This window comes from Aeromonas sp. Marseille-Q5825 (assembly GCF_946892685.1).
In the GTDB taxonomy this organism is placed as follows: domain Bacteria; phylum Pseudomonadota; class Gammaproteobacteria; order Enterobacterales; family Aeromonadaceae; genus Aeromonas; species Aeromonas rivipollensis.
The window spans coordinates 730,942-751,286 of the sequence record NZ_CAMPOU010000004.1; the positions used below are offsets into that span (position 1 = coordinate 730,942).

General features: G+C 60.9%; 18 protein-coding genes. 7 read left to right on the top strand and 11 right to left on the bottom strand.

Annotation, left to right across the window (positions count from 1 at the left end; all coding sequences use genetic code 11):
- Positions 1 to 312 precede the first annotated feature (312 nt).
- The 7 genes from OC537_RS14040 (at position 313) to yacG (ending at position 6,487) form a co-directional block, all read left to right on the top strand.
- On the top strand, positions 313 to 855 hold the full coding sequence (locus tag OC537_RS14040) for a prepilin-type N-terminal cleavage/methylation domain-containing protein (RefSeq protein WP_111911116.1): 543 nt from the start codon (positions 313 to 315) through the stop codon (positions 853 to 855).
- A 3-nt stretch (positions 856 to 858) separates the two neighbouring features.
- The gene (tapB, locus tag OC537_RS14045) at positions 859 to 2,565 is read left to right on the top strand and encodes a PilB family type IVa pilus assembly ATPase TapB (RefSeq protein ID WP_163137996.1); all 1,707 of its coding nucleotides are present in this window, start codon (positions 859 to 861) and stop codon (positions 2,563 to 2,565) included.
- A 130-nt stretch (positions 2,566 to 2,695) separates the two neighbouring features.
- Positions 2,696 to 3,937 (top strand): type II secretion system F family protein, encoded by a 1,242-nt coding sequence (locus tag OC537_RS14050; protein WP_106885656.1) that lies wholly within the window; start codon positions 2,696 to 2,698, stop codon positions 3,935 to 3,937.
- An 80-nt stretch (positions 3,938 to 4,017) separates the two neighbouring features.
- Positions 4,018 to 4,890 carry a prepilin peptidase gene (locus OC537_RS14055; RefSeq protein WP_262112099.1) on the top strand — a complete coding sequence of 291 codons (873 nt, stop codon included), beginning with the start codon at positions 4,018 to 4,020 and terminating at the stop codon, positions 4,888 to 4,890.
- Between the two features lie 18 nt (positions 4,891 to 4,908).
- Positions 4,909 to 5,523, top strand: a complete 615-nt coding sequence (gene coaE, locus OC537_RS14060) for a dephospho-CoA kinase (protein WP_262112101.1) — start codon at positions 4,909 to 4,911, stop codon at positions 5,521 to 5,523.
- A 37-nt stretch (positions 5,524 to 5,560) separates the two neighbouring features.
- Entirely contained in the window at positions 5,561 to 6,283 is a 723-nt protein-coding gene (zapD, locus tag OC537_RS14065; RefSeq protein ID WP_234690305.1) for a cell division protein ZapD, read from the top strand.
- Between the two features lie 9 nt (positions 6,284 to 6,292).
- Positions 6,293 to 6,487 (top strand): DNA gyrase inhibitor YacG, encoded by a 195-nt coding sequence (yacG, locus tag OC537_RS14070; protein WP_025328449.1) that lies wholly within the window; start codon positions 6,293 to 6,295, stop codon positions 6,485 to 6,487.
- 72 nt (positions 6,488 to 6,559) lie between these two features.
- Here the strand turns inward: yacG and mutT are convergent, their stop codons facing one another.
- The 11 genes from mutT to murD all read right to left on the bottom strand — a co-directional run bounded on the left by mutT (position 6,560) and on the right by murD (position 20,345).
- On the bottom strand, positions 6,560 to 6,964 hold the full coding sequence (mutT, locus tag OC537_RS14075; protein ID WP_262112108.1) for an 8-oxo-dGTP diphosphatase MutT: 405 nt from the start codon (positions 6,962 to 6,964) through the stop codon (positions 6,560 to 6,562).
- A 155-nt stretch (positions 6,965 to 7,119) separates the two neighbouring features.
- Positions 7,120 to 9,840, bottom strand: coding sequence for a preprotein translocase subunit SecA (gene secA / locus OC537_RS14080; protein ID WP_111911128.1), 2,721 nt, complete (start codon positions 9,838 to 9,840; stop codon positions 7,120 to 7,122).
- A gap of 57 nt (positions 9,841 to 9,897) precedes the next feature.
- On the bottom strand, positions 9,898 to 10,803 hold the full coding sequence (locus OC537_RS14085) for a M23 family metallopeptidase (RefSeq protein WP_025328452.1): 906 nt from the start codon (positions 10,801 to 10,803) through the stop codon (positions 9,898 to 9,900).
- A 140-nt stretch (positions 10,804 to 10,943) separates the two neighbouring features.
- Positions 10,944 to 11,867 carry a UDP-3-O-acyl-N-acetylglucosamine deacetylase gene (lpxC, locus tag OC537_RS14090; protein WP_041204903.1) on the bottom strand — a complete coding sequence of 308 codons (924 nt, stop codon included), beginning with the start codon at positions 11,865 to 11,867 and terminating at the stop codon, positions 10,944 to 10,946.
- Between the two features lie 101 nt (positions 11,868 to 11,968).
- Positions 11,969 to 13,120, bottom strand: a complete 1,152-nt coding sequence (gene ftsZ / locus OC537_RS14095) for a cell division protein FtsZ (protein ID WP_005305686.1) — start codon at positions 13,118 to 13,120, stop codon at positions 11,969 to 11,971.
- A 39-nt stretch (positions 13,121 to 13,159) separates the two neighbouring features.
- Positions 13,160 to 14,419, bottom strand: coding sequence for a cell division protein FtsA (ftsA, locus tag OC537_RS14100; protein ID WP_025328454.1), 1,260 nt, complete (start codon positions 14,417 to 14,419; stop codon positions 13,160 to 13,162).
- Positions 14,400 to 15,152: a cell division protein FtsQ/DivIB gene (locus tag OC537_RS14105; protein WP_262112242.1), complete on the bottom strand. Its 753-nt coding sequence runs from the start codon at positions 15,150 to 15,152 to the stop codon at positions 14,400 to 14,402. The genes ftsA and OC537_RS14105 overlap by 20 nt, the downstream gene beginning before the upstream one ends.
- A 97-nt stretch (positions 15,153 to 15,249) precedes the next feature.
- Positions 15,250 to 16,704, bottom strand: a complete 1,455-nt coding sequence (gene murC / locus OC537_RS14110) for a UDP-N-acetylmuramate--L-alanine ligase (protein ID WP_171276948.1) — start codon at positions 16,702 to 16,704, stop codon at positions 15,250 to 15,252.
- A gap of 94 nt (positions 16,705 to 16,798) precedes the next feature.
- Positions 16,799 to 17,884, bottom strand: a complete 1,086-nt coding sequence (gene murG, locus OC537_RS14115) for an undecaprenyldiphospho-muramoylpentapeptide beta-N-acetylglucosaminyltransferase (protein ID WP_262112117.1) — start codon at positions 17,882 to 17,884, stop codon at positions 16,799 to 16,801.
- Complete coding sequence (ftsW, locus tag OC537_RS14120; protein ID WP_162627267.1) at positions 17,881 to 19,065, bottom strand: cell division protein FtsW; 1,185 nt, start codon at positions 19,063 to 19,065, stop codon at positions 17,881 to 17,883. Before ftsW ends, murG begins: the two co-directional genes overlap by 4 nt.
- A complete protein-coding gene (gene murD / locus OC537_RS14125; RefSeq protein ID WP_262112119.1) occupies positions 19,062 to 20,345 on the bottom strand; it encodes a UDP-N-acetylmuramoyl-L-alanine--D-glutamate ligase in 1,284 nt (427 codons plus the stop codon). The genes ftsW and murD overlap by 4 nt, the downstream gene beginning before the upstream one ends.

Below are 20,345 nucleotides of genomic sequence, written 5' to 3' on the forward strand. Positions count from 1 at the left end.
GCGAGTAGAACGAGTCCGCCTGGCCCAAAAATATTACAGGGCTCGAAACTTGCAAAAGGCGCCATCGGCGCCTTTTCTATATGCAGGATCCCACGACATAAGGAGTGTGAAGATGGGCCCTCCCCAATCTTGAGAAGCGTCATTAGAGACCGTTTAATCCTTGATTTTGCTATCATTTTCACTAAATGACAGAAAAGTGGTTAACAAGGGCCCTGCCTCTGTTGCCAACCCGAAGCGCTCGGATAAGATGCTGGAGTGTGGATAGATTTCCACCGGCACTTTTCAGGAACCATGGACAAAAGGATATTTGACATGAAAAGACAGTCAGGGTTTACGCTAATCGAATTGATGATAGTCGTTGCGATCGTCGCCATTCTGGCTGCCATCGCCTTGCCGGCTTATCAGACCTATACATTACGAGCCAAATTTGCTGAGGTTATTGCCGCTGCAGGGCCAGCAAAGACCGCGTTTGAAGTGTGTGCCCAGGGATTAGATGTTACTGCGGCGAATATTAACACTGCTACCGCAAACGTCGGGAAGGAATGCGTGGATGCCGCAAATGCTGCCCTAGCCGCTGCGATTCTGAGTGCCAATCCAGATCGTATCGATACTGCTAGTTCAGCCACAAAGACCGCTGCAGTAGCTGCTGTAGGTACTGCAACTACAGGAACCAATGTTGTCCCTGCTAGCGCCACCGCAGGGATAGATATTACGGTTGGAAGTGGCACAGATTTTGCCACTTTAGCTGTTGGTGGTGTAAATCCGAATTTTATTCTACATGGTGAGATAGCCCCCTCCAAACAGGTCAACTGGACGAGAAATTCAGGAACCTGTGCTGCTGCCGGCATGTGCTAACGCATGACCTCTAGCCTTAATAGCGGCCTGGCGACCAGCCTGGCCGCCTCTTCTCTCCTCAGTGAGCCGGACTCACAGCGCTATCTGAGCCAGGCCAGGGCGCAGCGCAAGCCCTTTGTCACCTTCCTGATTGAAAACGACATCCTCGACAGCAAGGCGCTGGCGGATTTCTGCGAGCTGGAATATGGGGTACCTCTGCTGGATCTTGCCGCCTTCGACCTGGCCGAGATCCCGCAGAAGTACCTCAATCAGAAGCTTATCGAGAAACATCATGTGCTGCCCATCTACACCCAGGGCCACACCCTCTATATCGCCATGTCGGACCCGACCAATGTGTCGGCCCTGGAGGATTTCGGCTTCAGCTTCGGCCTGCACACTGAAGCCTTGCTGGTCGAGGAGAGCAAGCTCACCGCCGCCCTCGGCAAGCTGATGGACACCGAGCAGGACACCCTGGGCATGGATCACATCGACGAGGCCGAGATCTCGGAGCTCGAGGTTTCCGATGAGGGTTCGCGCCTTGACGAGAGCGTCAATACCGCCGATGACGATGCCCCCATAGTCAAATACATCCATAAAATCATGATGGATGCCATCAAGCGTGGCGCATCCGACCTGCATTTCGAACCCTATGAGACCAAGTACAGGATCCGCTTCCGGATCGACGGCATACTGCATGAAGTCGCCACCCCGCCGGTCAATCTGGCGAACCGTTTCGCGGCCCGTCTCAAGGTGATGGCGAGACTCGATATCGCCGAGCGACGCCTGCCCCAGGATGGACGGATCAAGCTGAAGATCTCACGCAGCAGATCCATGGACATGCGGGTCAACACCCTGCCCACCATGTGGGGTGAGAAGATAGTCATCCGCTTGCTGGACTCGTCAGCCGCCCGCCTCAACCTCGATCAGCTCGGCTTCGACGACCGCCAGAAGGCGCAATACCTGCATGCGCTCTCCAAGCCACAGGGCATGATACTGGTCACGGGCCCCACGGGCTCTGGCAAGACGGTGTCGCTCTATACAGGTCTCAACATTCTCAATACCAGCGAGGTCAACATCTCCACCGCCGAGGATCCGGTGGAGATCAACCTGCCCGGCGTCAACCAGGTGCAGATCAATCCCAAGGCGGGGCTCACCTTCGCCAGCGCCCTGCGCTCCTTCCTGCGCCAGGATCCCGACATCGTCATGGTGGGGGAGATCCGGGATCTGGAAACCGCCGAAATTGCCATCAAGGCCGCCCAGACCGGTCACCTGGTGCTGTCGACCCTGCACACCAATTCAGCGGCCGAGACCCTGACCCGGATGATGAACATGGGGGTGCCCGCCTTCAACATCGCCTCCTCGGTGACCCTGATCATGGCCCAGCGTCTCGCCCGCAAGCTGTGCGATCACTGCAAGGCCCCTGAGGTGGTGCCCGACGCCGAACTGCAGGAGCTGGGCTTTACCCAGCAGCAGCTGGCCGCCGGACTGCGGCTGTTCAAGCCGGTCGGCTGCAAGGAGTGTTCGGGAGGCTACAGAGGACGGGTCGGCATCTATGAAATCATGCTGATGTCGGACAACATCGCCAAGCTGATCATGCAGGGGGCTAATTCGCTACAAATCGCCGCCATCGCCCAGAAGGAGGGCATGCGCACCCTGCGCATCTCCGGCCTGGAGAAGGCCCGTCTGGGGGTCACCAGCCTGGCCGAGATCAACAGGATCACCACGAACTGAATACGCAGTGTTCGAGTCATCAAGCCGGGTGAGGCCCATGCAGTCACCCTTTTGATGTTCTTCAAGCCAAGATGAGCCGGACAGGCAACACCCTCATCCGGCCACCGTCGCCCAATTGCAGGATGCAGTGATGGCAACATTAGCTCAAAAACAGAATGCACCAAAAAAGGTCTTCTCCTTCCGCTGGCACGGCGTCAATCGCAAGGGACAAAAGGTTTCCGGTGAGTTGCAGGCCGACAGCATCACGACCGTCAAGGCGGAGCTGCGCAAGCAGGGCGTCAATGTCACCAGGGTCAGCAAGCAGGGCCAGGGGATGTTTTCCAAGGGCGGCGCCAGGATCAAGCCGATGGACATCGCCGTCATCTCCCGCCAGATCACCACCATGCTCTCCGCCGGTGTGCCGCTGGTGCAGAGCCTGCAGATCATTGCCCGCGGCCACGAAAAAGCAGCGGTGCGCGAGCTGATCGGCCAGATCGCCGCCGATGTGGAGACAGGCACCCCCCTGTCGGATGCGCTGCGCCGCCATCCCCGCCACTTTGATGCCCTCTACTGTGATCTGGTGGAGGCGGGGGAGCAGTCAGGCGCGCTGGAAACCATCTACGACCGGATTGCCATCTATCGTGAAAAGAGCGAGGCGCTCAAATCCAAAATAAAGAAGGCCATGTTCTATCCCGCCATGGTCATCCTGGTCGCCATCATAGTGACCTCCATACTGTTGCTGTTCGTCATCCCCCAGTTCGAAGAGATCTTCAAGAGCTTCGGTGCCGAGCTGCCCGCCTTCACCCGATTCATCATTGCCATCTCCCGCTTCATGCAGGATTGGTGGTACGCCATCTTCGGCGGCATAGCCCTGACAGTATTCCTCTATGTGCGCGCCTGGCGCAGCTCTCAGAAGGTACGTGACAACACCGACAAGTTCATCCTCTCCATTCCGGTCGTTGGCAACATACTGCACAAGGCGGCCATGGCCCGTTTCGCCCGCACCCTCTCCACCACCTTCTCCGCCGGTATTCCCCTGGTGGATGCCCTGGTCTCCGCTGCCGGGGCCTCGGGCAACTATGTCTATCGCACGGCTACCCTGGCCATTCGCAACGAGGTCGTGGCTGGCATGCAGATCAACGTCGCCATGCGCACCGTGGATCTGTTCCCCGACATGGTGATCCAGATGGTGATGATAGGTGAAGAGTCCGGCGCCATCGATGACATGCTCTCCAAGGTCGCCGCCATCTTCGAGCAGGAGGTGGACGACATGGTCGATGGTCTCACCAGCCTGCTCGAGCCCATCATAATGGTGGTGCTGGGGGTGCTGGTCGGCGGCATGGTCGTCGCCATGTACCTCCCCATCTTCAAGCTGGGCTCTGTGATACACTGAGCCCCTTCGGCAGAGTGACCAGCGAGCATGGCTCGTTCTGGTCCTCTTCCATCCTGATTCTCAACGCAAGCGGTTGATTTATGGTGCCTCTGATCGAACTGGCCCAGGGCCTGCCCTGGCTCTATCTCTCCCTGGTTTTTCTCTTTTCCCTGATGGTTGGCAGCTTTCTGAACGTGGTGATCCATCGCCTGCCCATCATGCTGGAGCGGGAGTGGCAGGCCGAATACAGTGACTACTTCGGCAGCGAAGTGGCGGCCTCCCCCAGCGAACCCTACAACCTGATGGTGCCGCGCTCCCGCTGCCCGCAGTGCAACCACCCCATAGGCGCGCTGGAGAACATCCCCCTGCTGAGCTGGCTCTGGCTCAAGGGGCGCTGCCGGCAATGCAAGGCGCCTATCTCTGCTCGCTATCCCATGGTCGAGCTGCTGACCGCCCTGTTGTCGGTCGCCGTCGCCGCGACCCTGGCCCCGGGATGGGGCACCCTGGCCGCGCTCTTGCTGACCTGGGTACTGGTGGCCCTCACCTTCATCGATCTGGACAAGATGTTGCTGCCGGACCAGCTCACCCTGCCGCTGCTGTGGGGCGGTCTGCTGTTCAATCTGGCGGGGGGCTTTGTGCCACTGGCCGATGCGGTGATCGGTGCCATGGCTGGCTATCTGGTTCTCTGGAGCCTCTACTGGGCGTTCAAGCTGCTGACAGGCAAGGAGGGGATGGGCTATGGCGACTTCAAGCTGCTGGCGGCGCTCGGTGCCTGGCTGGGCTGGCAGGCGCTGCCCATAGTGCTGCTGCTCTCGTCACTGGTCGGCGCCATCATCGGCATAGGGCTCATACTGCTGCGCAACCATCATCAGGGCAAACCCATCCCCTTTGGCCCCTATCTCGCCATCGCGGGCTGGATAGCGCTGCTGTGGGGGGATAACATCACCCGCTGGTATCTGGACATAGTTCTCTAGCAAGGGGATCACAAATCTATGTATGTAGTAGCCATCACCGGCGGTATAGGCAGCGGCAAAACGACCGTCGCCAACCAGTTTGCGACCCTGGGGATAGAGGTGGTCGATGCCGACCTGATTGCCCGCGAAGTGGTGGAGCCCGGCACCCCGGCCCTGGCCGCCATCGCCAGCCATTTTGGTCCCGGCATCCTGGATGAACAGGGGCGACTGGACAGGCGGGCCCTGCGCGAGCGAATCTTCAGCAATCCGGCGGCCAAGTCCTGGCTCAATGCCTTGCTACACCCGATCATCCGCAGCGAAATGCTGCGTCAGTGCGCGGCAGCCAACTCCCCCTACTGCCTGCTGGTGGTGCCCTTGCTGGTCGAGAACCGGCTCACCGGGCTGGCCGATAGAGTGCTGGTCATCGACGTGGATGAGGCGACCCAGATCGAGCGAACCTGTCGCCGGGACGGGGTCAACCGGGAGCAGGCCCAGGCCATACTGGCATCCCAGGCGAGCCGCAGCGAGCGTCTGGCGATGGCCGATGACGTGCTGGACAACCAGAGTGGCACGACTGAGACCATACGGGAGCGAATTTTAGCGCTGCACGAGACATATCTGGCATTTGCCTCTCAACAAGCCCCCCAAGTGTGAGTACACTAGGCCGGTTTATGGCTGGCCAGGATTAGGCATGATTTACGATTTTCCCCTCAACGAAAAAAGCCGGACCTATCTTCGTCTGGAGTCCCTGTTTTCCCAGATCCGCGACAATCTGGAGAGTGACCAGTCCTGGGCACACATCGCCTTCTTCAAGGGGTTGTTCGATTTGCAGGAGTTGCTGGAGCGCGGTGATCTGCGTGCCGATCTGATCAAGGATCTGGAGCGTCTCGGCCAGCGTCTGAGCCATTGGGCCAGCCTGCCGGACGTTGACCTTGAGCAGATCCAGCGGATGCAGCAGGAGAGCACCCAGCTTTCCCGCAGCCTGCTCAACTCCCCTCGCCCCGGCGCCCGCCTGAAAGAGGATCGTCTGCTCGGCTCCATCCGCCAGCGCTTCTCCATTCCCGGTGGCCTGTGCGCCTTCGACGTGCCACAACTGCACTACTGGCTGGTGACGCCTGCCGTGGCTCGCCATCAACAGATGCAGCAATGGCTTAGCGACATCAACCTGCTGATGAACGCCATCTCCCTGCTGCTGCGACTGTGGCGTGAATCGGGGCACTTCAGCGATCAGGTTGCCACCAACGGCTTCTTCCAGGATACCGCCGAGGGGGCCGAGTTGATCCGCATCCGTCTGATCGGCTCCCAGTCCTGCTACCCGACCCTGAGCGGCCACAAGAACCGCTTCGCCCTGCGTTTTCTGCCCACCGCAGAACAGCCGATCGGCGATGTGCCTTTCCAGCTTGCCTGCTGCTAAGGAGCGCCCATGGTAACCAAGGTAAAATGCCCGACCTGCCAGACTGAACTGGAATGGGGTCCCCAGAGCCCGTTTCGTCCCTTCTGCAGCAAGCGCTGCCAGCTGATCGATCTCGGCGAGTGGGCCGATGAAGAGAAGCGGATCCCGGGGGAGATCAATCCGGATCTGCTGCCGGATCCGGAAGAGGGCGACCAGTGGCTATAAGTCAGTGGTAGCACTCACCTCTGCAAAATGAAAAAGGGCCGATTGGCCCTTTTTCATTGTCTTGCTACCGGCTCACGCCAGCGCGGCCTGCAGCCGCGCCACTATGGGGCCATTAGCATCGGGGAACTGGTATTCATGCAGTGATGCCAGCGGCACCCAGCGGCACTCCTGCCCTTCCTTGCCAAAGGGCTCGCCCAGGAAGCGGGTCACCTTCCAGATATCCAGCAGCACCTGCTTGTCCGGATAGTCGTGGTGCAGCTCCATGAAGGGGGCGCAATCCTGCACCCGGATGCCTATCTCCTCCCACAGCTCCCGATCCAGCGCGGTGAGCAGATCTTCCCCCGACTCCACCTTGCCCCCGGGAAACTCCCAGCGATCACCCTGATGGCGATCGGAGGAGCGCTTGGCGATGAAGATATCGCCCCGTTCATTCTCGATGACGCCGACCGCCACCCAGATCCGCTTTTTCTGTTCCATCTTGTTACCTTTGCACTCAATGCCTGATCGGGTTGCTCTATGACCCCAACACCCGGCGGGGTGAGCTGCCGATGATGCCTAACATCCGATTTCGCGTCGCCATCTGACAAAAACAAGGCGGGCACCGGGCCCGCCTTGTCATGGCATCACGTCAATCAGGTCAACTGACCGTGACAATGCTTGTACTTCTTGCCGGAACCACAAGGGCAGGGATCGTTGCGACCGACCTTCTGCTCGTCGCGCACGAAGGTCACCGGCGCCGCATCGGCCTGGGTCTCTTCGTCGGCCAGCTGATTCTCGGCGGCGGCATGGGTATAGGTGCGGGGAGCCGCTTCCGCCTGCTGGCGCTGCTGCTCTTCCATCGCCTCCACGTCGCGCTCCTGCACCTGAACCCGGCTCAGGATGCTGACCACGTCGCGCTTGAGGGTTTCCAGCATCTGGGTGAACAGATCGAAGGACTCGCGCTTGTACTCCTGCTTGGGGTTCTTCTGGGCGTAGCCGCGCAGATGAATGCCCTGACGCAGGTGATCCATGGCCGCCAGATGCTCCTTCCAGAGGCCATCCAGGGTCTGCAGCATCACCGCCTTCTCGAAGTTGCGCAGCACATCGACGCCGACCAGCTCCTGCTTGTGGGCATAGAGCTTGGTGGCCTCTTCCAGGATGCGCTCGCGCAGCTTCTCTTCATACAGCTTGTCATCTTCCGCCAGCCACTGCTGCAGCGGCAGATCCAGCGCGAAATCGGACTTCAGGCGCGCCTCCAGACCCGGCACATCCCACATCTCTTCCAGAGACTGGGGCGGAATGTACTCGTCGATCACGCTGCCATAGACGTCATCGCGGATGACGTGGATGGTGTCGGAGATGTCGTTGGTGTCCAGCAGCTCGTTGCGCTGCTCATAGACCACCTTGCGCTGGTCGTTCGCCACGTCATCGAATTCGAGCAGGTTTTTACGGATGTCGAAGTTGCGACCTTCCACCTTGCGCTGAGCATTCTCGATGGCCTTGGTCACCCAGGGATGCTCGATGGCCTCTCCCTCTTCCATGCCCAGCTTCTTCATCATGCCAGTTACGCGATCGGAGGCGAAGATCCGCATCAGGGTATCTTCCATGGAGAGATAGAAGCGGGAGGAGCCCGGGTCACCCTGACGGCCGGAACGGCCGCGCAGCTGGTTGTCGATACGGCGGGATTCGTGACGCTCGGTACCGATAATGTGCAGGCCGCCAGAGGCCAGCACTGCGTCGTGACGCACCTGCCAGGCCGCTTTCAGCTCGGCAATCTGCTCGCTGGTCGGGTTCTCCAGCGCGGCGATCTCGGCCTGCCAGTTACCCCCCAGCACTATGTCGGTACCACGACCGGCCATGTTGGTGGCTATGGTGACAGCGCCAGTCTGACCGGCCTGGGCAACAATTTCCGCTTCCATGGCGTGGAACTTGGCGTTCAGCACCTTGTGCGGGATGTTCTCCTTGGTCAGGATGCCGGACAGCAGTTCGGAGTTCTCGATGGAGACGGTACCGACCAGCACCGGCTGACCACGCTCGACGCAACCACGGATGTCTTCGACGATGGCGGCGTATTTTTCTTGGGCGGTCAGGTAGACCAGATCGCCCATGTCCTTGCGCACCATCGGCTTGTTGGTCGGAATGACTACGGTATCCAGACCATAAATCTGCTGGAATTCAAAGGCTTCGGTATCCGCAGTCCCGGTCATCCCCGCCAGCTTGTCATAGAGACGGAAGTAGTTCTGGAAGGTGATGGAGGCCAGGGTCTGGTTCTCGTTCTGGATCTTGACCCCCTCCTTCGCCTCGACCGCCTGGTGCAGGCCGTCGGACCAGCGACGACCCGGCATGGTACGGCCGGTGTGCTCGTCGACGATGACGATCTCGTCCTTCTGGACTATGTAGTCGACGTTGCGTTCAAACAGGGTATGGGCACGCAGGCCGGCGTTGACGTGGTGCAACAGGCTGATGTTGGTGGCGGAGAACAGGGAGTCCTCTTCCGCCAGCAGCCCCTCTTTCTTGAGCAGCTCTTCCACGAAGATCTGACCGTTTTCGGTCAGCAGCGCCTGGCGGTTCTTCTCGTCCACAGTGTAGTGGCCGTCGCCGGTATACTCTTCCGAGTCTTCCTTGTCCTGCTTGACCAGCAGCGGTATCAGCTTGTTGATCTGGGTATACATGGCGGAGCTGTCTTCCGCCGGACCCGAGATAATCAGCGGGGTACGGGCTTCATCGATGAGCACCGAATCCACCTCATCCACCAGCGCGTAGTTGAGCGGACGCTGCACGCGCTGCTCCGGCGAGAACGCCATGTTGTCGCGCAGGTAGTCGAAACCGAATTCGTTGTTGGTACCGTAAGTGATGTCGGCGGCATAGGCGTCGCGCTTCTGGGACGCATCCATGCCGGGCACGTTGCAGTCGACCGTCATGCCGAGGAAGGTGAACAGCGGGCGGTTCGCCTCCGCATCACGCTTGGCCAGATAGTCGTTCACCGTCACCACGTGCACACCGCGACCGGTCAACGCGTTCAGATAGGCAGGCAGCGTCGCGGTGAGGGTCTTGCCTTCACCCGTCTTCATCTCGGCGATGCGGTTGGAGTTCAGCACCATGCCGCCGATCAGCTGCACGTCGAAGTGACGCATGCCGAACACCCGGCGGGACGCCTCGCGCACTGTGGCGAACGCTTCCGGCAACAGCTGCTCCAGGGTCTCACCCTGCTCCAGGCGCTGACGGTACTCGGCGGTCTTCGCCTGCAGCTCGCCATCGGACAAGGCCTCGAACTGAGGCTCCATCGCATTGATCTGTTTAACAATTTTACGCAAAGCCTTGAGCGTTCTGTCGTTCCGGCTGCCGATAATCTTGGTGAGCAGTGTGCTAATCATGTGTACCAACTGTTTTGGTTATATAAGCGTTCCGTCACTGGAACCTGAAGAAAAAACCTAACCCCGTCTGGCATTCAGAAAGCGCGCGGGGTTGACCTGACGACCATCTTTCAACACTTCGTAATGCAGATGGACCCCGGTCGCACGACCGGTACGCCCCATCAAAGCAATCTTCTGGCCCTCATCGACCAGGGTGCCCACATCCACCAACAACTTGGAGTTGTGGGCATAACGGGTCACCAGACCATTGCCATGGTCTATCTCCACCATGTTGCCAAATTGCGGGTGGCGGCCTGCCCAGCTGATGATCCCCTTGCCGGTCGCCAGGATGGGAGTGCCGGGCTTGCCACGAAAATCCACCCCCTTGTGCATCTTGGCGCGACCGTTGAACGGGTCAACCCGTCCGCCGAACCCGGAGGAGATCCAGACTCGCTCCTGCTTCACCGGTGAACCCGAGATGAAACCGGCATCGGTGATATGGTGATTCATGATGAAAGATTCAAGTACCGACAGCTGTTCTTCACGGCTGCTGAGCTGCTGGCTGAGGTGTTTCATGGAGGCTTGCAGCTCGCCCAGGTTCACTTCCAGCTCTTCGTCATAGGAAGGGCCGCCCATGGGGGGCAGCTCCTTGAAATTGAACTCGTCGGGATCGAGGTCTGCCTTCTCGGTCAGACGCTCGCCGAGCGCGTTGAGGCGACCTAGCTGCCCCTGCATGGTGCCCACCTGGGCGGCCAGCATGGCAAGCTGTTCACGGGCTTCATCGGCCCCTTGCGTGGATTTTTGCTGTTCGGCCATGGCCAGCGCGACTTCCAGCGCCTCCATTTTCTGGTGCCAGCTCTGCCAGAGCCAACCACCACTCAGTGCCAATACAGTGAAGAGGATACCGCCGACCCAGGCCAGACGTTGTTTGGGTAAGTGCAACTTGCGGCGCTGCTTACCATTGAGGATCAGGGTAATGCTCATAGAAATCTGTCTTCTCGGTCAGGTGAGGCCAGGAGCCTGCACGGGCAATAAAACCGGGAGATAATCGGTATTAAAGGATGGAATAAACAAATGACAGGACGTCGGTGCGGAGAGATGACCGACGTCCTGTTGCACAGCTATCAGGCCAGAACCAGACCGTTATCGTAGTAAGCGATAGGCGCTTTGTCGCCCTCACCCTCGAAGGTAACCAGTTCCCAGGCCTCCTGCTTGGCCAGCAAGGCACGCAGCAGTTTGTTGTTCAGGGCATGGCCCGTCTTGTAGGCACGGAATTCGCCGATGATGCTGCGGTTGCACATATAAAGGTCACCGATGGCATCCAGCATCTTGTGCTTGACGAACTCGTCCTCGTAACGCAGACCATCTTCGTTCAGCACCCGGTAGTCATCCAGTACCACGGCGTTTTCCAGGCTTCCGCCCAGGGCCAGGTTCTGGGAACGCAGGTACTCGATGTCACGCATGAAGCCGAAGGTACGGGCACGGCTGATCTCTTTCACGAAAGAGGCACCGGAGAAATCCAGCACGCAACGCTGGTTGCGGCCTTCAAATACCGGATGCTGGAAATCGATCTCGAGATCCATCTTGAAGCCGTTGCGATAGGGGTGGAATTCCGCCCACTTGTCGCCGTCTTCAACCCGCACGCTCTGCTTGATCCGCACGAACTGCTTGGGCGCATTCTGTTCACGTATACCCACTTCTTGCAGCAGGTAGATGAACGGGTGCGCACTGCCATCCATCACCGGGATCTCGGGAGCATCAACCTCGACATAGAGGTTGTCGATCCCCATCCCGGCCAGGGCGGCAGAGAGGTGTTCGATGGTTGACACGCGGACACCGGCTTCGTTTACCAGAGCGGTACAAAGCACGGTATCACGCACCTGATCGGCGTTGGCTGGCAGCGCGACCACAGGATTCAGATCGGTACGCAAGTAAACGATCCCTGTGTTCACAGGCGCCGGACGGAACGTCATTGTGACTTTCCGGCCCGAATGCAGGCCCACACCGGTGGCCTGGACACTCGTTTTCAAGGTTCTTTGTCTAATCATGGGCGTATCCGCTTAACAGCTCAAATTCCTGACCAGATGGTCGTTGCCGGGCCATCTTAGCACAATCCTTAAGCAACAAACAAACCAGGTCCATGCGAGACTTAGTCAGCTTGCTTGCGCAGGAACGCAGGAATATCGAGATAATCCGGTTCGCGACGAGCTTGCGGCTCGGCATTCACCACCTTGGCCGGGGCCTCTTCCATCACGCGAGACTGCAGGGCTTCGCTGATCAGGGGCTGACGGGCCGGACGCTCTTGTACCATGTTGTTCTTGACCAGCGTGATGTCGGGCTTGCGCTCGGCACCGATGCCGGTAGCCACCACGGTGACCCGCAGTTCGTCGTGCATTTCCGGGTCGATTACGGTACCCACCACTACTGTGGCGTTCTCGGAGGCGAAGGCCTTGACCGCGTTACCCACGGTTTCGAACTCTTCGATGGTCATGTCCATGCCGGCGGTGATATTGACCAGGATGCCACGGGCACCGGCCAGATCCACGTCTTCCAGCAGCGGGCTGGAGATGGCCTTCTCGGCCGCTTCTTCGGCACGGTCATCGCCGGAGGCGGAGCCTGTACCCATCATGGCGGTACCCATTTCACGCATCACGGTACGCACGTCCGCGAAGTCGACGTTGATCAAGCCCGGACGGGTGATCAGCTCGGCAATGCCCTGTACCGCACCCAGCAGTACATCGTTGGCGGCCTTGAAGGCATCCAGCAGGGAGATGCCACGACCCAGCACTTTCAGCAACTTGTCGTTGGGGATGGTGATCAGGGAGTCGACGTTCTTGGACAGCTCCTCGATACCGTGAGCGGCGAAGCCCATCCGCTTCTTCCCTTCGAAGGAGAACGGCTTGGTCACCACGGCGACGGTCAGGATACCCATCTCGCGGGCCACTTCGGCCACGATAGGTGCGGCACCTGTACCTGTACCACCGCCCATGCCGGCAGCGATGAATACCATGTCTGAACCGGTCAGCAGCTCACGCAGCGCTTCCCTGTCTTCCATGGCAGCATCACGGCCCACTTCCGGATTGGCTCCGGCTCCCAGACCCTTGGTGATGCCACCGCCGATCTGCAGAGTCGTGTTGGCACTGGAGTTGCGCAGTGCCTGGGCGTCGGTGTTGACGGTAATGAACTCAACACCCTCGATGTTTTGACGAACCATGTGTTCGACTGCGTTGCCGCCGCCGCCACCCACACCTATCACCTTGATGACGGCTTCGTCAGTGTGGCTATCCATAAATTCAAACATGTTGTCTCTCCGCTTTATTTGCTGACTGACGCAAAATCTTTAGAACTCGCCACGCAACCAGTTGCTGACCCGTTTGACCAGCCCACCTACGCTTGCCTTGGCGGCATATTCCTTGCTACTGCCGGTGGATTGATTGGTACGGCCGTACTGCAGCAGCCCGACCGCGGTCGAGTACACAGGTGCCTGCACGTAATCGCTCAATCCCCGAATGTTCATGGGTTCGCCCACCCGGACCTGGCTCTGGAAGATCTGCTCTGCACACTCCACAATGCCTTCGATCTGGGCCGCGCCACCGGTCAATACCACACCGGCCGCCAGCTGATGCTTGACCCCCTGTGCCTTCAATTCGCTCTGCACCCGTACCAGCTCGTCATTCACCATGGAGAGCAATTCCGTGTAACGGGGTTCAATCACTTCAGCCAGTGTCTGCCGTTGCAGGCTACGCGCCGGGCGACCGCCGACACTGGGGACTTCAATATTGTCTTCTTTGCTGACCAGGCGGCCGAGGGCGCAACCGTAGCGCACCTTGATCGCTTCGGCGTCCAGCGGCGGTGTGCCGAAGGCGTAGGCGATGTCGCTGGTCACAGTGCTGCCGGCGTACGGGATCACCTTGGTGTGACGCAGGGCACCGCCGGTAAACAGCGACATGTCCATGGTACCGCCACCTATGTCCACCACGCAGACACCCAGCTCCTTCTCGTCTTCGGTCAGCACGGCATAGCTGGAAGCCAGGGCCGAAAAGATCAGCTGATCCACTCGCAGACCCACCTTCTCCACACATTTCTCGATGTTGCGAGCCATGTCGTTGTGGCAGGTGATCAGGTGCACCTTGGCCGCCATCCGCACGCCGGAGAGACCGACCGGATTCTTGATGCCTTCCTGATAGTCGATGGCGAACTCCTGGGGCAGCACGTGCAGCACCCGCAGTTCGTCCGACAGTCGCACCGACTTGGCGGTGTGGATGACGTTGTCCACGTCCTCCTGGGTCACCTCTTCATCGGAGATGGGCACCATGCCGGTTTCGTTGCGGCAATCGATGTGCTTGCCGGACAGCCCCAGATAGACGGAGCTTATCTGGCAGTCGGCCATCATCTCGGCCTCTTCCACCGCGCGGCGCAGGGACTTGACCACGGAGTCGAGGTCATTGACCCCGCCCTTCTCCATCCCGCGAGAAGCGTGGCTGCCCATGCCGATGACATTGAGTTCGCCATCGGGCAATACTTCGCCAACCAGTACCGCCACCTTGGTCGTGCCGATATCCAGTCCGACAATCAAATTTCTATCTGCGGTGTTGGTCATTCACTTTCTCTTCGCTTTTCTTCCAGCCAACTGCCATTCCGGTGTCGTATCGAAGATCCACGTAAGCAACCCGCTCACGGGGTTCGATGACCGGAAAGGCATCGATAAACCGCTGCAGGCGAAGCGCGATATCCGAGCGCCCCACGAACAGCTGAATGTTGCCATCCAGGGTCAGTTCCCAGGCATGGCGGGGAGTCAGATTCACCCCCAACAACTTGTATCCCTTGGCCGCCAGCAGCGTCTCGTACTGATGGCTGGCTTCCAGCACCTTGGCGGCCTGATCATCGGGCCCGGACAACTGCATCAGGGGTTTCGTCACCCTGTCCGGTGCACTGAACACCTCACCCTTGGTGTTGACGAAGCGGTTGCCGTTCCAGCGTGCCGCCACCGCCTGTTCGGTGAGGTAGACCTTGATCTTGTTCGGCCACTTCTTGCGTACAGAGACCTGAGCCACCCAGGGCAGGGCGTTCAACCGCCCCTGCAATTCGTTCACGTCCAACTCGAAGAAGTTGCGCAACTCGGCGCCATCCAGCACGGCGGCGCGCAACTCATCGGCTTTCAAATATTCGTGTTGCCCCTGCAGCAACAGCTCGCTCATGGGCAACCGACTGGCATCTGTCAGCCAGTCTTTAACATCCAGCGCAGTCTGGTAGAGCCCCCACATGACCAGGATGAAAAATGCCACCCCGGCGATGAAGCCCCCCTTGGTGCGCCCTTGTGCCCTTGCCTCCACCCGATCTATCCCCGTATAACGCGCCATGCCGGCCACTTGCAGACCGGTTCGCCATTATATAGGCCTCGGCTTGGCGGTCAAAATACTCATTGGGCCCTCAGGCACCGGATTTCATGCTATCCACGCTCAATTTCATCTCACCGAGACGGCGGGCCAGTGCCCCAACGTTACCGGCGCCCTGAGTCAGCACCAGATCCCCCTCGCCGATCAGGTCGGCCAGCACGGCCGGCACATCGTCAGGGGTTGCGACAAAGATGGGTTCCAGGGTGCCGCGAGAGCGGATGGAGCGGCACAGGGCACGGCCATCGGCCCCCGGGATCGGCTCTTCACCGGCGGCATACACCTCCAGCATCACCAGCACATCCACCTTGGAGAGCACGTCGGCGAAATCTTCATAGAGATCCCGGGTCCGGCTGTAACGGTGCGGCTGGAACACCATGACCAGTCGCTTCTCGGGCCAGCCGGCGCGGGCGGCATTGATGGTCACCTTGACTTCGCTCGGGTGGTGGCCGTAGTCGTCCACCAGCATGGCCTTGCCACGGCCCGTCTCGAACTCGCCATATTGCTGGAAGCGGCGACCCACACCTTCAAACTTGGCGAGCGCCTGGATGATGGCCTCGTCGCCAATGCCGTCTTCGGTCGCCACCGCGATGGCGGCGGCAGCGTTGAGGGCGTTGTGGATGCCAGGCAGATTCAGGGTGACGGTCAGCTCGCCGGCATCCTTGCGGCGCACCCGGAAGCGGCTGCGGTTGCTGGTCTGCACGAAGTCCAGCACCTGCACATCGGCATCCTCGGCAAGGCCGTAGGTCAGGGTCGGACGGGCGATTTCCGGCAGCATGCCACGGATCACGGGATCATCCACGCACACCACGGCCAGACCGTAGAACGGCAGGTTGTGCAGGAAGTCGATGAAGGTGGCCTTCAGCTTGGAGAAGTCGCCGCCATAGGTGTCCATGTGATCCGCTTCGATGTTGGTCACGATGGAGACCATGGGTTGCAGATGCAGGAAGGAGGCGTCGCTCTCGTCCGCCTCGGCGATCAGATAGCGACTGCTGCCCAGGCGGGCGTTGGTGCCGGCGCTGTTGAGCAGACCGCCGATGACGAAGGTAGGGTCACGGTCGGCTTCGGCATAGATGCTCGCCACCAGGCTGGTGGTGGTGGTCTTGCCGTGGGTGCCGGCGACGGCAACCCCGTGGCGGAAGCGCATCAGCTCGGCCAGCATCTCGGCACGGCGCACCACGGGAATGCGCAGCTCACGGGCAGCCAGCAACTCGGGGTTGTCCTGCTTGATGGCGGTGGAGACCACCACCACGCTCGCCTCGTTCACGTGCTCGGCACTGTGCCCCACGAAGATATGAGCCCCCAGTGACGCGAGCCGCTCTGTCACCGCATTGCGGGACAGATCGGAGCCGGAAATCTGATAGCCCTCGTTGGCAAGCACCTCGGCGATCCCGCCCATACCGGCACCACCTATGCCGATGAAGTGGATGCGACGCACGCGGCGCATTTCGGGGATCACGGTACGCAGTTTTGCCAGTTCAACCTTGGTCATAGCTCTCTCTTCAAGTCTGCCGTCAGCGGTTTGCGCTCGGCGGCATCAATAAATACGGGGACAAGACTGCACGGCCTGGCCTGTGCAATCTGGCTCAACATGCTTTCTCGCTCCGCCCGCTGGCGAGCCGCTTGCACTCATCGGCAACCCGCTCGGCGGCATCTATGATGGCCACGCGACGGGCGGCCTGGGCCATGTTCAACAGTGTCTCCCTGCGTCCGGCGAGCCAGGAGAGACGCGCAGCCAATGAGGCCGGGGTCAGCTCGGACTGGGGCAGGAATTCGGCCGCCCCGCCGTCGACCAGAGTCAGGGCGTTGCGGGTCTGGTGATCATCCACCGCATGGGGCAGCGGCACGAAGATGGCGGCCACACCGGCGGCAGCCACCTCGGAGACCGTCAGGGCCCCGGCGCGGCACACTACCAGATCGGCCCAGGCATAGGCATCGGCCATGTCCTTGATAAACTCGCTCACCTCGGCCTCGACGCCCAGCTCGGCATAGGCCTGGGCGACAGTCTCCCGGTTGCCCTTGCCACACTGGTGACGCACTTCAATCGGCACGCCAGCCGCCGCCACCGCTGGCGGCACCTGTTCGTTGAGCACCCGGGCCCCCAGGCTGCCACCGACGATCAGCAGGCGCAGCGGTTCGCTGCTGCTGCGCAGCTGGGGATCCGGCAGGGCCACCACTTCGGGGCGCACCGGATTACCGACCACTGCGGTGCGGGCACTCGGCGCGAAGGCGCCGGGGAAGGCCATCAGCACCCGTTTGGCGAGGCGGGCCAGCAGCTTGTTGGTGAGGCCGGCCGCCGCGTTCTGCTCGTGCAGCAGCAAGGGAATACCGGACAGCCAGGCCGCCACGCCGCCCGGGCCTGAGGCGAAGCCCCCCATGCCGAGCACCACATCAGGACGAATGTTTTTCAGCACGCGACGTGCCTGCAGCACGGATTTCACGATGCGATAGGGGGCGACCAGCAGTCGCTTGATGCCGTTGCCACGCACCCCCTGAATGTCGATGAAGGAGATGGGGTAACCGTGGGCGGGCACCAGCTCGGCCTCCATCCGGTCGGCGGTACCGAGCCAGTGAATGGTCCAGCCCTGGGCCTTGAGGCGATCGGCCACGGCCAGCCCGGGGAACACATGGCCCCCGGTACCACCCGCCATCACCAGTAACGTCTTGCTCACGAAACCTCCCGCACACGCGCCTGGGCACTGGCCTGGCGCAACTCGAAATCGATACGAATCAACATGCTCACCGCCACCATCATGATGATGAGACTGGAGCCGCCGTAGCTGACCAGCGGCAGGGTCAGCCCCTTGGTCGGCATCATGCCGCTGGCCGCGCCGACGTTGACGAAGGTCTGGAAACTGAACCAGATGCCGATGCCTATGGCCAGATAGCCTTCATAGAGCCGTTCGGACACCAGCGCCTGGTGACCGAGCTTGAGCGCCTTCACCGCCAGCGCAAAGATGAGGAAGAGCGCACCCAGCACACCCACGTAGCCCAGCTCCTCGCCAAGGATGGCGAACACGAAGTCGGTGTGGGCCTCCGGCAGGTACTCCATCTTCTGGATGGAGTTGCCTAGCCCCTCGCCAAACCAGCTGCCACGGCCGAACGCCATCAGGGACTGGGTCAGCTGATAGCCGCTGCCGAAGGGATCGGCCCAGGGATCCAGGAAGGAGGTGACCCGCCGCATCCGGTAGGGTTCTGCGATGATCAGGGTCACCACGGCGCTCACCCCCACCAGGATGAGACCGATGAACTGCACCATGCGGGCCCCCGCCAGGAACAGCATCCCGAGGGAGGTGACGAACATCACCACCACGGACCCCAGGTCGGGCTGGGCCAGCAGCAAGGTGGCCACCACGAACAGCACCGCCATGGGTTTCATGAAGCCGATGAAGCGCTCGCGCACCTCGCTCTGGCGGCGTACCAGATAGCCAGCCAGATAGACGAACAGCGCCAGCTTGCCGAATTCCGCCGGCTGCAGGTTGAAGGGGCCGAGCGGCAACCAGCGCACCGAGCCGTTGACGCTGCGCCCCACCAGCAGCACCAGCACCAGCATCACTATGGCGAGCAGCAGCATGGGGCCGTTGTACTGCTGCCAGCGCGCCATGGGCACCTGCAGCACGAACCAGGAGATGCCGAGCGCCATCACCAGGAAGAGGCCGTGCCGCTTCACGAACATGAAGGGGTCATCGCCCAGGGCAATCCCTTCGGGAATGGAGGCAGAGGCCACTATCACCAGGCCCACCGACATCAGCGCCAGCGCCAGCACCACCAGTTGCCTGTCGTAGAGACCGGCGGGACGCGCCGGCAACAACCAGCGCTGCAAGAAGCCTGCGACGGCGCGAAGGGCGTTCATAACTTTTGTACCAGCTCGGTGAAACGATCACCGCGCGCTTCAAAGGACTTGAACTGATCCAGACTGGCACAGGCCGGCGCCAGCAGCACCCAGTCACCGGGCTTGGCATCGGCGGCAGCCTTGGCGACGGCGTCGTCGAGGGAGGCGACCTGCTCGGTCTGCTCACCCAGGGCGAGCAGTATGTCCGCGTCCTGACCGAAGCAGTACATGTGATCGATCTGGTTGCCGAGCAGCGCCTGCACAGGGCCGAAATCCTGCCCCTTGCCCTGACCACCGGCCAGCAACAGCAGGCGCCCCCTGACCGATTCACGCACCCCGGACACGGCGGCCAGGGTTGCCCCCACGTTGGTGGCCTTGGAGTCGTTGATCCAGCGCACCCCGTTTACCTCCCGCACGAAGCGGGCACGGTGGGGCAGGCCTTCGAAGCGGCGCAGCACGGCGAGTTGCGGCTCGCGGGGAATGCCGACCGCATCGCACAGGGCCATGGCCGCCAGGGCGTTGGCCTGATTGTGGGCGCCGACTATCTTCATCTCGTCCACCGCCAGCAGCGGCTCCCCGTGCAGGGTCAGCCAGTGGCGACCCGCCAGCTCGCAGCGGCCGTAGCCGTTGCAATCCAGCCCGAAGCTCTGCCACACCTGACCCACGTCGGGCAGGGTCTGGGGATCGTCCCGGTTGACCAGGATGTGCTGGGAGTGCTGATGGATCTCCTGCTTGGCGGCGCGGTAATCCGCCATGCCCTGATAGCGATCCATATGATCTTCACTGAGGTTTAGCACCACGGATGCCGCGGCACGCAGGCTGTAAGTGGTCTCCAGCTGGAAGCTGGATAGCTCCAGAACGCAGAGATCCATGGGCTGCTTGAGCAGCTCCAGCGCCGGGGTGCCGATGTTGCCACCCACCCCCACCTTGAGGCCCGCCTCGGCGATCATCTCACCGACCAGGGTGGTGACTGTGCTCTTGCCGTTGGAGCCTGTGATGGCAATGACTGGGGTCTGGGTCTCGCGCACGAACAGCTCTATGTCGCCGACGATGCGCACCCCGAACTCGGCCGCGGCTTTCAGCTCGGGAGTTGCCAGGGCGATACCCGGGCTCGCCACTATCATGTGCGCCTGCTTGAGCAGATCGCCGTCCAGCCCGTGGATCAGCTCCACCTCGGGGGGGAGTTGCTCCTTGCCCGGGGGATTGGCGCGGGTGTCCATCACCAGGGGCGTGACACCACGACCGAGGAAGTAGTCGACGCAGGAGAGTCCGGTTTTGCCGAGTCCTATGATGATGACCAT